The 14,776-nt window shown below is 35.9% G+C and carries 13 protein-coding genes; 8 read left to right on the top strand and 5 right to left on the bottom strand.

The window, feature by feature from the left end; all coding sequences use genetic code 11:
* The first annotated feature begins 11 nt into the window (after positions 1-11).
* From BMW29_RS08195 to BMW29_RS08185, 3 genes are all read left to right on the top strand, one after another.
* Entirely contained in the window at positions 12-1,061 is a 1,050-nt protein-coding gene (locus tag BMW29_RS08195; RefSeq protein WP_092652272.1) for a tyrosine-protein phosphatase, read from the top strand.
* 62 nt (positions 1,062-1,123) lie between these two features.
* Positions 1,124-3,076: a BglG family transcription antiterminator gene (locus tag BMW29_RS08190; protein ID WP_092652270.1), complete on the top strand. Its 1,953-nt coding sequence runs from the start codon at positions 1,124-1,126 to the stop codon at positions 3,074-3,076.
* A 146-nt stretch (positions 3,077-3,222) separates the two neighbouring features.
* A complete protein-coding gene (locus tag BMW29_RS08185) occupies positions 3,223-4,083 on the top strand; it encodes a VOC family protein (protein WP_092652268.1) in 861 nt (286 codons plus the stop codon).
* A gap of 21 nt (positions 4,084-4,104) precedes the next feature.
* On the opposite strand, the gene BMW29_RS14165 is transcribed toward BMW29_RS08185, so the two are convergent.
* Positions 4,105-4,782, bottom strand: a complete 678-nt coding sequence (locus tag BMW29_RS14165; protein ID WP_092652266.1) for a TetR/AcrR family transcriptional regulator — start codon at positions 4,780-4,782, stop codon at positions 4,105-4,107.
* Between the two features lie 163 nt (positions 4,783-4,945).
* Here BMW29_RS14165 and BMW29_RS08175 point away from each other — a divergent pair, with 163 nt between their 5' ends.
* Both BMW29_RS08175 and BMW29_RS08170 read left to right on the top strand, forming a co-directional pair.
* Complete coding sequence (locus BMW29_RS08175; protein WP_092652264.1) at positions 4,946-6,661, top strand: ABC transporter ATP-binding protein; 1,716 nt, start codon at positions 4,946-4,948, stop codon at positions 6,659-6,661.
* A gap of 2 nt (positions 6,662-6,663) precedes the next feature.
* A complete protein-coding gene (locus tag BMW29_RS08170; RefSeq protein ID WP_092652262.1) occupies positions 6,664-8,442 on the top strand; it encodes an ABC transporter ATP-binding protein in 1,779 nt (592 codons plus the stop codon).
* Between the two features lie 64 nt (positions 8,443-8,506).
* On the opposite strand, the gene BMW29_RS08165 is transcribed toward BMW29_RS08170, so the two are convergent.
* The 3 genes from BMW29_RS08165 to BMW29_RS08155 all read right to left on the bottom strand — a co-directional run bounded on the left by BMW29_RS08165 (position 8,507) and on the right by BMW29_RS08155 (position 10,331).
* On the bottom strand, positions 8,507-9,109 hold the full coding sequence (locus tag BMW29_RS08165; RefSeq protein ID WP_092652328.1) for an NAD(P)H-dependent oxidoreductase: 603 nt from the start codon (positions 9,107-9,109) through the stop codon (positions 8,507-8,509).
* Positions 9,109-9,543 (bottom strand): MerR family transcriptional regulator, encoded by a 435-nt coding sequence (locus BMW29_RS08160; protein ID WP_092652260.1) that lies wholly within the window; start codon positions 9,541-9,543, stop codon positions 9,109-9,111. Before BMW29_RS08160 ends, BMW29_RS08165 begins: the two co-directional genes overlap by 1 nt.
* 191 nt (positions 9,544-9,734) lie before the next feature.
* Positions 9,735-10,331, bottom strand: a complete 597-nt coding sequence (locus BMW29_RS08155; RefSeq protein ID WP_092652258.1) for a nitroreductase family protein — start codon at positions 10,329-10,331, stop codon at positions 9,735-9,737.
* Positions 10,332-10,558: 227 nt separating this feature from the next.
* On the opposite strand from BMW29_RS08155, the gene arcD reads away from it, so the two are divergent.
* The 3 genes from arcD to BMW29_RS08140 all read left to right on the top strand — a co-directional run bounded on the left by arcD (position 10,559) and on the right by BMW29_RS08140 (position 13,779).
* Positions 10,559-11,995: an arginine-ornithine antiporter gene (gene arcD, locus BMW29_RS08150; protein WP_092652256.1), complete on the top strand. Its 1,437-nt coding sequence runs from the start codon at positions 10,559-10,561 to the stop codon at positions 11,993-11,995.
* Positions 11,996-12,084: 89 nt separating this feature from the next.
* Complete coding sequence (locus BMW29_RS08145; protein WP_092652253.1) at positions 12,085-13,101, top strand: serine hydrolase domain-containing protein; 1,017 nt, start codon at positions 12,085-12,087, stop codon at positions 13,099-13,101.
* Positions 13,102-13,779, top strand: a complete 678-nt coding sequence (locus BMW29_RS08140) for a DNA alkylation repair protein (protein ID WP_092652251.1) — start codon at positions 13,102-13,104, stop codon at positions 13,777-13,779.
* 37 nt (positions 13,780-13,816) lie between these two features.
* On the opposite strand, the gene BMW29_RS08135 is transcribed toward BMW29_RS08140, so the two are convergent.
* A complete protein-coding gene (locus tag BMW29_RS08135) occupies positions 13,817-14,659 on the bottom strand; it encodes a DUF368 domain-containing protein (protein WP_092652249.1) in 843 nt (280 codons plus the stop codon).
* Between the last annotated feature and the right edge of the window lie 117 nt (positions 14,660-14,776).

Here is a 14,776-nt window from a genome sequence, read left to right as displayed (position 1 = left end):
GGGCGAGTGGATTGGTTGAACGGTTTAAGGTAGAAAAAAATGAACAAAATGAATATATATTTACAACTGAAAAAAAGCAAGACGAAACAGTTACAGTCTTTTTAACAACTAGCAATGATGTGAAAGCAGCTCAAAAAAAACAACTGATTGTAACAACAGCGTCAACATTCACACTCACATTAGAAGCAATTTCTGAGCGCCCCTATTTTATTATCGAACAGGGAGCAGAAAGCTATGTGATTGCAACAAGAAATGTTGATGTTCCTCATATGAATAACTTTAGAGATATGGGTGGCTATGCAACTGAAAGTGGTCAACATATTAAATGGGGCATGCTTTATCGCTCTGACCAAATCTGTAATGCAAATGATGCCGGTTTAAAGGCATTAAATCAATTAGGCATTCGCACAATTATTGATTATCGCAGCCTGGATGAAATTGAAAAATATCCAAATCCAACAATTAATCCAGCTGTAACAACCTATCATTTAGATCCAAATGCGCATGCAGCAGAGTTGTCTGCACAATTTCAAGCCTCGAAAGAGGATGAAGATAAAAACTTGATTGCTTCAATTATTGAACAAAAAAATAAAGGGGCATTAGTTGATCGTTATGATATTGTGATGGAGCAATATAACAACTTTGTTTCAAAAGAAAAATCAAAAGCAGCCTTTGGAAAAATGCTGAAAGTGGTAGCGAATCCAGAAGCAGCACCAATTGATCAACACTGTCGTGGCGGGAAAGATCGAACAGGCTTTGGGGCTATGCTAGTTTTAGGTGTCTTAGGTGTTTCTAAAGAAGAAATTGTAGCAGATTATATGTTAACCTATCAAAACCGTGTGAAGCGTAATGAGACAAAAATGGCGCTCTATAAAAAGCTAACACAAGATGAGGACGTTTTAAATTACTTGTATTCTTTAATTGAAACAAGAGCAGAATTTATTGAAACCTCATATGACAAAATTATCAAAGAATATGGCACAATGAGCCATTATGCAACGACGGAACTTGGGCTGACAGATGTTGATATCGCAAACATGAAAATGCTATACTTAGAATAAATAGCGAGAATGGGTTGAGGGATTCCTTAACCCATTTTTATCAGATAGGAGAGAAGCAAAGAATGGCAACTTTTACTAAGGAAAACCTCATGTATTTTTTAGACAACCATGCTAGATATAAAGCCTTATTTTTGTTGCTGTTGCGAGCGGATGAGCCGAAAACAAGTGAGTATCTTGCTGAAGAGTTACATGTGACATCTAGAACGATTAAAAATGATTTGAAAAATATGAAGCAGACGTTACAAGATACTGGTATTTCGCTTTGTTCTAAAAGAGGAACAGGCTATTATTTAGCATTTGAAGAAGAGGCTTTATTAAGTGAAATTAAAGCCTTATTTCAATTGTATCAGCCCTCAAAATTAAATACAGATAAAGACTTACGTGTCAGCTATCTGGCTAAAAGGTTATTAACCAGTAAAGTCCCTTTAAAAATCGAGGATTTGTTAGCTGAACTTTATTTATCCTCTCAAGAAGCTTTGACAGCTGAATTAAAAGAAGTAGAAAACCTGTTGAGTAAATATCAATTAAAGCTGATGAGAAAGGCTCATCATGGGATTTGGGTTGAAGGGGAAGCTTTTGGTCGGATGCTGTGCATGGTGCGGATTTATAAATATTTCCATGATGGCAGTCAGACCCCATTTGCCGTAGCTGATTTTGATCAACAATTTCAATGTGATGAAGAAAGCTATCAAAAAATGCGAGAGATTACCTTTAGCACCTTAGCTACTTCTAAAATTGTTTTTTCAGACTTATATGTCGAACGCTTTGTTTTATTCTTAATCTTTTTTAGAAATCAAGTCTTGCAACAGACCTTACCCACCTTAACCTTTCCGACCATTGATTTTGCGTTTGAGCAAACCCAGGAATATGCTTTTGTTTATGAATTAACTCATAAGTTAAGAACACAGCTAACAGGCTTTGATTTTCCTAATGATGTGTTGCAGTTCTTTACCTATCTTTCAGTCATGAGTACAGATTTATATCGCTTTTCAGATTGTACAGAGGAAAGATATGGCACTTTAGTAGGCTTAGCAGAAGAAACTAGGAATTGGATTCTGAGCCTATTTTCAGCGGATTTAAATAGTAATTTTTTTGATGATTTTACCACGATGAAGGACTTGCTGAAAATCATGATTCCAATCAGCTTAAAAGTAAAATTGTCCATCTCAGATGATATCGATTTAGGTATTCATGATTATGAAAAAGGCATGATGAAGCGTCCAGTTATTTATTATTTCATCCAAAAATTAACGGTTAGCTTTGCTGAACACTATCACTATACTTTTTCTATTAGAGAACAATACTTAATTTTTGGGGTTATTTTAGGAACAATTAATCGGATTAAATTAGAACAGAAAAAACTAAAGTTGGCGATTATTGCTTTAGATGGCCGTTTAAGTACCCAGCAGCTCAAATTCAATTTACAAGCCTATTTTAGTGAATATATCGAAAAAATAGAAACCAAAGTATTATATGAGTTAGAAGTGATGGAAAATCCAGATTATGACTATTATTTATGTATTGAATATGGAAAAAACTTAAATATCCATTATCAACCGATTTATTTTGCAGATGAAACCTTAAGCGAATCGGAGCATGTCTCCTCGTTAAAAAATATTTTTTTAACCGCTTATGATTATGATGAGCGCTTGCCAAAATTGGATGTGATTGAAATAGAGGAAGGCTTTGCTTTTAAAGAATTTCCAATTCAACAGTATTTAAATCAAGCAAGTAACAATTATCATCATTTGCGTGTAGGAGAAAAAAATGAAGTTTCCGTTTACTTCTCTTTGAATCATGAGTCAGAAAAAATCAGTATCTATCACTATTCAAGAGAAGAGTATCTCAGTGCCCAAAGCGAAAAGTATGTGATTGTCGCAGATCTAAATATAAATGGCGACTTTAAAAAAATGAAAATGTTTTTAACCTTGATTGATAAAATCGCTGAAGATGCTAATAAGCTTATTTTTCAGCAAACCGATAAGAAAAATTCATATGCAAGATTCTTTATTTAACTGGCTAGTTTAAAAGCATTTTCCAAAATGGAGAGTGCTTTTTTTCTTCACTAAAAAACAGCTTACTTTTTGTAAGCATATTCGTTGCGCTTCATTTGAAAACAGAGTATAAATAAGTGAGACTAAAGAATGGGAAGTGGTCAGTAATGAATGAAAAAATTTCACCACAAACACAGATAGGATATGTTGTTTTAAAAGTAAAAGACTTAGAAAAGATGGTTGATTTCTATGTTACAACATTAGGACTTGAAATAAAAAGCCAAGATGAAAATCAAGTTGTACTTGGCGCAAGAAATGCTGCAAAAACTTTACTCATTTTAACTGAGCAAACGGCTGAAAATATGGAATCATCAGCTCAAGCAACAGGCCTGTATCATATGGCCTTTTTACTACCTAAAAGAGCAGATTTAGGAGATATGCTGCTTCATTTACTACAAGTGAAGTATCCGCTCCAAGGCGCAAGTGATCATGGCTATAGTGAAGCTTTGTATTTAAGTGATCCTGAAGGCAATGGCATTGAAATTTACCGTGACAAACCAAAAGAAGAATGGACGATTCATCCAGATGGTCGCATTGATGGAATTACGATTGAAATGGATGTAGAAGGTGTGATTCATGCAGCAACTAGAAAATGGACAGGAATGGTTGCTGGAACAGTCATGGGGCATGTGCATTTGAAGGTTTCAGATTTGGCAAAAACGAAGTGGTTTTATGAGCAAGTTGTGGGAATGGCAGTCAAAGCAGAATTGCCAGGTGCTATTTTTATGGCTGCAAATGGCTATCATCATCATATTGGGGCAAATATTTGGGGTGGAGGCCAGCACTTAGTCCCAATCAAAGACCATCAAATTGGTTTATTCTACTATACGATTGTCTTACCTGATCTAGCAGCTTTAACAAGTTTAGTCAATAGACTAACCAACCATCAATATCCCTTTGAACAGCATGGACAACAGGTTATTGTAACAGATCCAAATGGTATCCAATTACGATTTGATCACAAATAAAACAAGCAAAGCTGGCGTAATTTACGACTGCTTTGCTTGTTTTTCTTTGCTTAAATGCTCTTCCATACCAGCAATCAATAAATGAATCCCTGTCATAAAGGACTCTTTTTCAGAAATCTTTTTTCTGATTGAAAAACTCTTTTCCATATAAGAAAAATCATTTGCTTCAAATTGCTGCTTAAAGGCCTTTAAAATTTGTTCAAAATGCTCATCCTGCTTAATCACTTCTGCATGCAACTTCTTTTCCTCTGCTAAGTCCATCATGGCTCCCATAATATAACTATTAAATGAGACCACACAATGAGAGGTAAATTCAAGAGAGAAGCCTGAGGCGATTAGTAACTCTAAAAAATGATTGATAGCACGCATCCGAGCAGTTGTATAGGGAATCGTCATCATCATTATTTCAGGACTACAAGGAAATTGATGATAAATATCAAAAATATTGGTACAGGCTGCTTCAATTTGTCTCTGCCAAGGCTGCTTTTTATCTGGAAATGGTAGTGCTTCGGCAATCGTTTCAGCTAGAGCCTGAAGCAGCTCATTTTTATTTTTAAAATACCAATAAAGGGCAGGAGCTTGAACATTTAATTCAGCTGCAAGCTTTCGCATGGAGAGCTTTTTTAGATCTTTTGTGGTCTGTAAATAGTTGAAAGCGGATTCGATAATCATTTCCCTAGAAAGCTTATGTTTACTCATTTTATCTCTCCTTACGGTTAGCTTTTTTTCTTGCTTTTTATAAGTGAAAATGCTAAATTAAGAAAGCACTATTTAACAGTGTTAAATATTAAGGCTATTATATCATGAACGCTTAAAAATACTAGTGTACAAAATGAGTAATGAAATGGAGGAAATAAATTAAATGGGGATTTTAATACAACATTTAAAGAAATATAAAAAAGAAGCTTTTTTTTCTATTTTTTTAGTGGTCATAATGGTTGCTTCACAGCTTTGGCAGCCTAAGCTTTTACAAAATGTTTTAGAAGCTATTTTAAATGATGATTCTGAAAAAATGCAACAAACAGGTATTTATTTAATTGGGATTGCAGCTATCGGGTTAATTGCGGGGATACTGAATACAATCACTGCGGCGAAAGTAGCACAGGGTGCAAGTGCAGATATTAGGGAAAGTGCGTTTAGAAAAATTCAAACCTTTTCTTTTTCGAATATTGAAAAATTTTCAGCAGGGAACTTGGTAGTTAGATTAACCAATGATATTACACAGGTGCAAAACTTAGTGATGCTCTCTTTACAATCACTGATTCGAATTCCCATCCTCTTTATTGGGAGCTTTATCTTAGCGCTAATGACGATTCCAAAATTATGGTGGATTATTATTGTCTTAGTGGTGCTGGTCTTTTTGATTGTGAAATTTACTTTTGGCTCAATGGGTAAGCATTTTGGGATCATTCAAAAATTATTAGATCGAGTAAACGGTTTAGCTAAAGAAAATCTTTTAGGGATTCGCGTTGTAAAATCATTTGTTCAAGAAGAGAATGAGGAAAAACGTTTTAGCGCGGTTAGCGATGATTTAACCAAGCATACAATCACTGTGGGGACCTTATTTTCTATTATGATTCCGTCCTTCATGTTTGTGGCGAATATGGCAACTGTTGCAGCAATTTATTTTGCTGGCACAATGGTTAAAGCAGATCCAGCAGTGATTGGGGCGATTGCGTCCTTTATGAATTATTTGATGCAAATTATGATGTCGATTATTATTGGCGGTATGCTGATGATGATGTCTTCTAGAGCTTTTATTTCATTAGGCCGACTGCAAGAAATTATGTCTACAGAGCCAGATATCACTTATGATGAAAATGCACCAATGGTTGATTTACCAGGAAGTGTTGAATTTAAACATGTGACCTTCACTTATCCAGGGGATGAGGTACCAACCTTAAAAGATATTTCCTTTAAAATTGAACCAGGTGAAATGATTGGGATTGTTGGGGCAACAGGGGCAGGTAAATCAACCTTAGCACAGCTGATTCCACGTTTATATGATCCAACAGAAGGAGAAGTCCTTGTTGGAGAGATTGATTTGAAAAAAATGAATAAAAAGAATTTACGCGAATCAGTGGCTTTAGTTTTACAACGTGCGATTCTCTTTTCTGGAACCATTGCCGATAACTTGAAACAAGGTAAAAAAGATGCGACCCAAACAGATATGGAACGCGCCACTGGGATTGCACAGGCAAAAGAATTTATTGAAAAAAGAGCGGAAATTTTTGATGCTCCGGTTGCTGAAAGAAGTAGCAACTACTCCGGTGGTCAGAAACAACGCTTATCGATTTCACGTGGTGTCATTGGTGATCCTAAAGTTTTAATTTTAGATGATAGTACCAGCGCACTGGATGCCAATTCTGAAAAATTAGTCAAAGAAGCTTTAAATAAAGAATTAAATGATACAACAACGATTATTATTGCACAAAAAATTTCTTCAGTGGTCAAAGCAGACCGTATTTTAGTGCTAGATGACGGTCATTTAGTCAATGTGGGGGATCATCGAACCCTATTGAAGGAAAGCCCTGTTTATCAAGAAATTTATGAAACTCAAAAAGGTAAGGAGGCGTAACAATGAAAGAGCTCGTAAAAAGTATGAAATTTTTCCATATGTATTTAAAACAGTACAAATTACAGTTTTTCTTCATTATTGTATCAATTGTTGTAGCCACTTATTTACAAGTAAAAGCACCCCAATATATTGGAGACGCGATTCAAGAATTAGTGAATTACCTTGGTAAATTGAATGCTTCCGGTGGAAAAATTGATGATATGAGCACTTTTGTCCATATCATTCTATTATTGATCCTCTTCTATGTGCTATCTTCAATTGCTACCTTTATCCAAAGCATGTTAATGACGCAAGTAACAGGAAAAGCAACGAATAGAATGCGTATTGGTTTGTTTAGCAAACTTGAGAAATTAACCATTCGTTTCTTTGATAGTCACAATGATGGTGAAATCTTAAGTCGTTTTACTAGTGACTTAGATAATATTTCGAATACTTTAAATCAAGCATTAATTCAGGTCATGTCCAATGTGGCATTGATGATTGGTGTCTTGATTATGATGTTTAGAGCAAATGCACAGCTTGCTTGGGTAACCATTGCTTCTGTTCCTTTTGCGATTATTATTGCAACTGTGATTATTCAAAAAGCAGCAAAATATGTTGATTTACAACAAGACTCAATTGGTGAATTAAATGGTTATATGGATGAGAAAATTTCTGGTCAAAAAATTATCATTACCAATGGTTTAGAGGAAGAGACTGTTGCAGGCTTTCTTGGACATAATGAGGCGGTTAAAAAAGCAACGTATAAAGGACAAGTATACTCTGGTTTATTATTCCCAGTGATGCAAGGAATGTCCCTAGTAAACACTGCAATTGTGATTTTCTTTGGTGGCTGGTTTGCGTTAAATGGGAGCTTAGATAGAAGTGTTGCCTTAGGCTTAATTGTGATGTTTGTGCAATATTCACAACAATTCTATATGCCATTAACACAAATTTCATCACAATATAGCATGTTGCAACTTGCTGTGACAGGTGCCCGTCGTTTGATGGATGTCTTTGATGAAACAGAAGAACCAGATGCTGTAGGTGGTAGCACCTTTAAAGGAATTAGTGAGGAAGTATTATTAGATCATGTTTCCTTTTCTTACAATGAAGGGACACCGATTCTAAAAGATGTTTCTATTCAAGTGAAAAAAGGCGAAATGGTCGCTTTAGTAGGGCCAACTGGTTCTGGGAAAACAACCGTAATGAATTTACTCAATCGTTTCTATGATGTGGATAAGGGCAATATCTCCTTTGATGGAACAGATATCCGTCATTTAACCTTAGCCTCTTTAAGAGAGCATGTTGGGATTGTCTTACAGGATTCTGTTCTTTTTTCTGGTACGATTAGAGACAATATTGCTTTTGGTAAGCCAGAAGCGACAATGGATGAAGTAATGGCTGCAGCGAAACAAGCTCATATTCATGACTTTATTATGGAATTAGAGCAGCAATATGAGACTGAGGTTAGCGATGAAAATAATATTTTCAGTACGGGTCAAAAACAATTGATTAGTATTGCGCGTACGATTATTACCAATCCTTCATTATTGATTCTGGATGAAGCAACTAGTAATGTGGACACTGTAACAGAGAGCAAGATTCAAAAGGCAATGGATAATGTGATTAGTGGCCGAACCAGCTTTGTAATTGCTCATCGTTTGAAAACCATTTTAAATGCAGATCGAATTGTGGTCTTGAAAAATGGCGAAGTCATTGAATCTGGTTCACATGCTGACTTATTAGATGAAGATGGCTTTTATGCAGAATTATATCGTAGTCAGTTTGTGTTTGAATAGTTGTCTTAAAAATAAACGCAAGATTGGAAACTGAACCAATCTTGCGTTTTTCTTTATGTACTATTTAAATGGCTTGATTTATAAATTTAATATGTTGAGCATGCTGGTAACATTGATTCAGCCATTTATTGATTTTCTGTTGATCTCTACCTTTTACATAAGAAAAGCGAAAATGCTTCACCACTTTTACCCCAGTCATGATACTTAAAATTTGTCTTTTTAAGACATTCCCATAGTCTTGTAACGCAACGACTCTAAAGAGTGATAACGTATCATCCGTTGTGATAATCGAAGCCGTTTTTCCTTTTAACTTTCCTTCAGGAAATAAGCCTTTAAAGTTGTAACAAAAGCCAGTTGTAAAGACCTTATCAAAATAGCCCTTCATGATTGCCGGCATCGCTCCCCACCAAATTGGAAAGATAAAGACCAGATGATCTGCCCAGGAAATTTGCTCCCGATATTTTTTGGTTTCATCTAAATACTGCAAATCACGTCTACGATGCTGTTCATCAAAATAAAGAACAGGGTCAAACTTTTCTTCATATAAATCAAGCACCGTGACAGCATGTCCTTCATCAATAAAGCCATTTTTAGTTTTTAATAATAATTCATAATTTAAGCTGGTATGATTTGGGTGTGCAAAAACAATTAATATATTTTTTTTCATCATAATTCCTTTCCATTTTCGAGAATACTTGTATAAAGCTGATTGACTAAAGCATTTATTTCACTACAATTATCTTGCTGATCCAATGACACCATGATTGTCTCCATCAGTGCAACAATTCCTTGCAGACTTGAAATTTTCCGGGATAATTCATGCTTTTTATGATGTAAAAGCTGTTTTGAATTCTCTAACGATTTTTCTGGGGAAGCGATGTTGCGTCGGTTTTTTAGAATCAGAGCGGTTTCTTCTAAAGTAAACCCACCAATTTTTAATAATAAAATACAGGTTAAATCATCTTTATCCTGCTCAGTGTAGTAGCGATAATTATTTTCCTTCCGCATAGGTGAGACTAAACCAAGTGTGTCATAATAGCGGAGCGTTTGTTTGCTGATATTTAATAAAGTAGCCATTTTTTGAATGGAATAGTGTGTCATCGTATCCCTCCTTCTGAATGAATCATAACATTATAGTTAACTGTAATGTCAATGGTTTAAATGTTGTCTTATATGTAAATAGATATTTTATGTAAACACAAATTTAGAGCTGTTTTTAAATCTAGACTTCAAAAAAACTTCTAAAAAGTTGGTATGTTAACTTTTTAGAAGTTTTTATTCAAAATTTTTAATTAACGAATTGTACGGAAACGAGCTGCATCATCCATATATTCTTTTTCGCCAGCTTCAGCTAAGATATTACCAAATGGCATTTGACCTCTTAATTTCCAGTGTGCTGGGATATCCCATGTTGCAGCAACCTCAGCATCAATAATTGGGTTGTAATGTTGTAAGCTTGCGCCAATTTTTTTTTCAGCTAAAGCAACCCATACGGAATGTTGTGCAATCCCGCTAGCTTGTTCAGACCAAACTGGGAAGTTATCTGCATATAATTCAAATTGTTCTTGTAAAGCTTTCACAACATCTGTGTCTTCAAAGAATAAAATTGTTCCTTTACCAGCAGCAAAGCTTGCTAATTTTCCTTGAGTAGCTGGAAAGTTTTCAGCAGGTGTTAATGGACGTAAGGTATTTTCTACAATATTCCATAAGTTTTTATGTGCTTGATCAAATAAAATCACAACACGAGAGGTTTGTGAGTTAAATGAAGAAGGACTTTCTTTGACTGCCTCTTTAATTAATGCTTCTACTTCAGCTTCTGAGATGGGTAATTCAGCCCCGATTGAGTAGATTGAGCGTCTTTTTTTTAAGTGATCGATAAAGTTTGTCATATTTGTTTAATCCCCTTTTTTTGTTCTTAACATACGTTAGTATAGCATCTAACTTAAAGTAAGTAAATGGTGTTGTCTTATTATTTACAAATAAATGATGACATCTTTAAAAAACCAACACTTAGAATAGATTGTGCGTTATTTCAAAGGTTGGGGAATGACCAATTAGGGGAACTATGGTAAAATGTGAAGCGATGTATAACAATTAAAAGTCGGGAGACGAATGTATGGGGAATCAAGAAAAGAAACAGCCAAAAGTAGGATTATTTCCATTAATTACCATTGTAATTGGTTCTACGATAGGTGCTGGAATCTTTAATTTAATGAAAGATATGGCAATGGGCGCAGCTCCTGGAGCGGTGATGATTGCTTGGCTCATTACAGGTGTTGGAATAGGAACATTAGCCTTATGTTTTCAAAATTTATCTAATAAGCTACCTGATTATGATGCGGGTATTTTTCGTTATGCGGAAGAAGGCTATGGAGAATTTGCTGGTTTTGCCAGTGCTTGGGGCTATTGGTTATCGATTTGGTTAGGCAATGTCGCTTTTGCAACGATGTTAATGAGCAGTTTAAGTTATTTCTTTCCTATCTTTGAGGATGGTCAAAATTTACCCTCAATACTTGCAGCAAGTATTTTATTATGGGTCTTGAATTATTTAGTGACCAAAGGGGTAGAAAATGCAGCAGTCATTAATTTTGTGGTCACAGTTTGTAAGTTAGTGCCCATTTTTATTTTTATTGTCTGTGCCTTTCTTGCCTTTAAGGCGAATATTTTCACCATGAACTTCTGGGGCACACTCTCACATCAGTTTGAATTTGGTGATGTTATGGGGCAAGTAAAATCAACAATGCTGATATCGATTTTCTCATTTGTTGGGATTGAAGGCGCAACAATCTTATCTGCCAGAGCGCGTCGCAAAAAAGATGTTGGACGTGCAACAGTCATTGGGGTAACAGCTGTTTTAATTGTCTATATTTTTGTTACCTTACTATCTTTTGGTGTCATGTCACAGGCTGAATTAGCACAACTACCAAAACCAGGGATGGCCTTTGTCCTTGAAAAAATAGTAGGGAGCTGGGGTGCAGCCTTTATCTGTGGAGGCCTATCCATTTCAATTTTAGGTGTTTGGCTCTCTTGGACTATTCTACCAGGTGAAACAGCCATGATTGCAGCCAAGCAAGGGCTGTTTCCAAAGGTATTTGGTGCTTTAAATCAACATGGTGCACCTGCAAAAGCATTATTTATTACGAGCTTATCCATTCAGCTCTTTATGTTTACCTTTTTGATTTCAGCACAAGCCTACCAATTTGTAACCTCTTTAGTCGCAAGTGTGGTATTAGTTTCCTACCTCTTTGTGACCATGTATCAAATAAAATATATGAAAACGCAGCCTAAAGGCCGTGAAAGAACCGTGCAACTTTGGATTGGATACCTTGCAACAGCTTTTCAAATCTTTGCAGTGATGAGTGCAGGCGTTAAATATATTCTATTATTAACCTTACTTTTTGTGCCAGGCGTCTTCGTTTATATTCGGGCAAGAAAAGAACAAGGAATCAACAAATCGATTTTTAATAAAATTGAATGGGTTGCAGTAATTTTTATTTTTACCGGCGCAGCTGTAGCAGTAATCGGTTTAATTAGTGGCATTATTCAAATTTAAATTACCAGAAACGAAAATATCCAGAGGATGTTTTCGTTTCTTTTTTAATGCTATAATAAAGAAAAAATGAACAGCAAAGGAGACAGTCGATGTATCCTAAAACAGAACAAATCATCAATCGAATGCTAGCAGAACAGACGATTCCAGGTGTGAGCTTCAGCTTTATTAAAGGCAAAGAAAGCCAGCAATTTCATCATGGATGGGCCAGCCTTTATCCCAATAAAGAACCCTTAAAACCAAAGATGCAATATGATGTGGCCTCCTTAACTAAAGTCATTTGCACCACGACGCGGATACTACAATTATGGGAAGCCCAAAAAATTCAATTAGATACCCCCATTAACCAAATTTTAACCACTTTCCAAGATCCAAGAATTACCATTAGACATCTACTGACACACACTTCTGATATTGATGGCTTCATTCCCAATCGAGACCAGCTAACGGCTCAAGAATTAAAGCAAGCCATCTTAGCCTTAAAAGGTGGAACCGCTGTTGGCGAAAAAATGAAGTATACAGATACCGGATTTATCCTCTTAGGCTTTATCATTGAGGAGCTAACAGGAGAAACCGTGTGGGAGAATGCTGAAAAACATGTGCTCAAGCCACTTCATATGGAAGAGAGTACCTTTCAGCCAAAAGAGCAACAGCAGTGCATTCCTACAGAAAACCATGCCAAAAGAGGGCTAATTAGAGGTGTGGTGCATGATCCAAAAGCCTATACTTTAAAAGAACATTGTGGCAGTGCAGGTTTATTTACCACCTTAGATGATATTGAAGTCTTTATCCAACAAGTCTTTTTTGCCATTGAGCCCACACTACTAAAACGTGCCACCATTGAAGGCTTAGTACATGATTTTACCCCGACAGGAACAAATCATCGATCATTGGGCTGGATTTATTTACCTGCGAGCACATATGGTACAGCCTATCCAACTTTAATGCATACAGGCTATACAGGTACCTTCATTGTTTTGGATATTTTGAAGCAAGAAGCCTTTATCTTCTTATCTAATCGTGTCCATCCAAGCGCAAATAACCAGCGTTATTTAGAAAATCGTTCTGAATTAGTCCAAACCTATTTAAAAGAAAAGGAGCAACACTAAATGCATCTCTTAACGAAAGAAATCATCGCAATTTACACAGCAAACCAAGATCCAGTCAGAGCAGTTGGGATGGCAGCTTATATGAAAAATCATTTTTCCTTTTTGGGGATTTCAGCCAAAGACAGAAGAACCCTGATCAAGGAGCAAATGAAAGCTTCAAAGAACCTAGAGCTAGCTGAACTTTTTCAAGTATTTGAAGCCTTATACCAACAAGAAGCAAGAGAATACCACTATGCAGCAATTGACCTGTTAGAAAGAAACATCAAACGCATCCCAAATGACATGACTGCGATACTACCTTATCTCGCATTTATTCAAGAAAAAGCTTGGTGGGATAGTGTCGATGCGTTAAGAAAGCCGATTAGTTTATGGGTTAAACACCATCAAAAAAGCCCATTAGCAGAAGTAATGAACTGGCTGATGGCCTCAGAAAATATGTGGGATAGACGCGTAGCGATTACCTTACAGCTACAGTGGAAAGAAGAAACAGATCTTGACTGGTTAAGTAAAACGATTGTACAAAATGAAGAAAATCCAACCTTTTTTATTCAAAAAGGCATTGGCTGGGCACTTAGAGAGTACGCCAAAACCGATGCGACATGGGTCATCAATTTTGTTGCAGCACATCAAGCAAAGCTAACCCCATTAGCCGTTAAAGAAGCGTTAAAACACCAATAAAAAATGAGGTATCCAATCGGTTGGATACCTCATTTTTTTATGACGCTTGCTCTTTTTTAGCTTGAATCTTCTCTTGTAATTTTTCACTACCAAACCAAAGGGCAATCCCTACACCAATTACAAAAAGTGCGATCCCTGCAAAACCTTCAAGATTAAAGCTAAAGCCAGGGAAGATGGTCATTAATGAGCCAAATACGAAACCTAAAATGGCAAAATAAGTCCATTGATGCCACTTATTTAATAAAATATGAATCAGCTTTGCGCCACCAATAATCCCTAAAATAACGCCTAAACCGATAGGTACCATCATTGGGATATTAAAACTAGAAAGTGCGGCGATAAAGGTTGGGTAAGTTCCCAATAAAATCATCACAAATGAACCACTTAAACCAGGAATAATCATCGCAATGGCTGCGACAGCTGTTAATAGGAGCAAACGAATAAAGACGGGTGTCGTTAAAACAGTCAGTGCTTCTCCGGTTTTATCTGGAGACATAAAATTTAAAGCAAACATCAAGGCAAAAGTCACAAGGAAGGGAATCAAAGCTGATTTATTAAATCCCTTTGATACGGCGTTTTTTGCAATCATAGGAATACTTCCTAAAATTAAACCCATAAAGAATAAATTCGTTGCAATTGGAAAATACTCTAAACAATATTTAATGAGCTTACTAAAAATCAAAACGCCAGAGACTGCACCAAGTAAAACAGGTGTGAGAAAAATAACAGCCCCCTTAAAATCTTTGCGCCAATTGGCCACGGCTTCAATAATACGATCATATAAATTTAACATTACCATCATTGTCCCACCACTCACACCTGGAATAATATTGGCAACACCAATTACCATACCAAAAATAAAATCTACAATTTTTTGCATAAATGTCTCCTCTCAATTCTTTCAATGTGTCATTTAATAGCTTATCCTATTTTGTATCCATCACGCAAGAAAAAAATGGATGCTGAGAAATTGCTTTTCTGATTTGAAACGCTTAGA

The organism is Isobaculum melis, from assembly GCF_900111355.1.
GTDB classification, from domain to species: domain Bacteria; phylum Bacillota; class Bacilli; order Lactobacillales; family Carnobacteriaceae; genus Isobaculum; species Isobaculum melis.
This window is presented reverse-complemented; position numbering and strand designations above follow the sequence as displayed.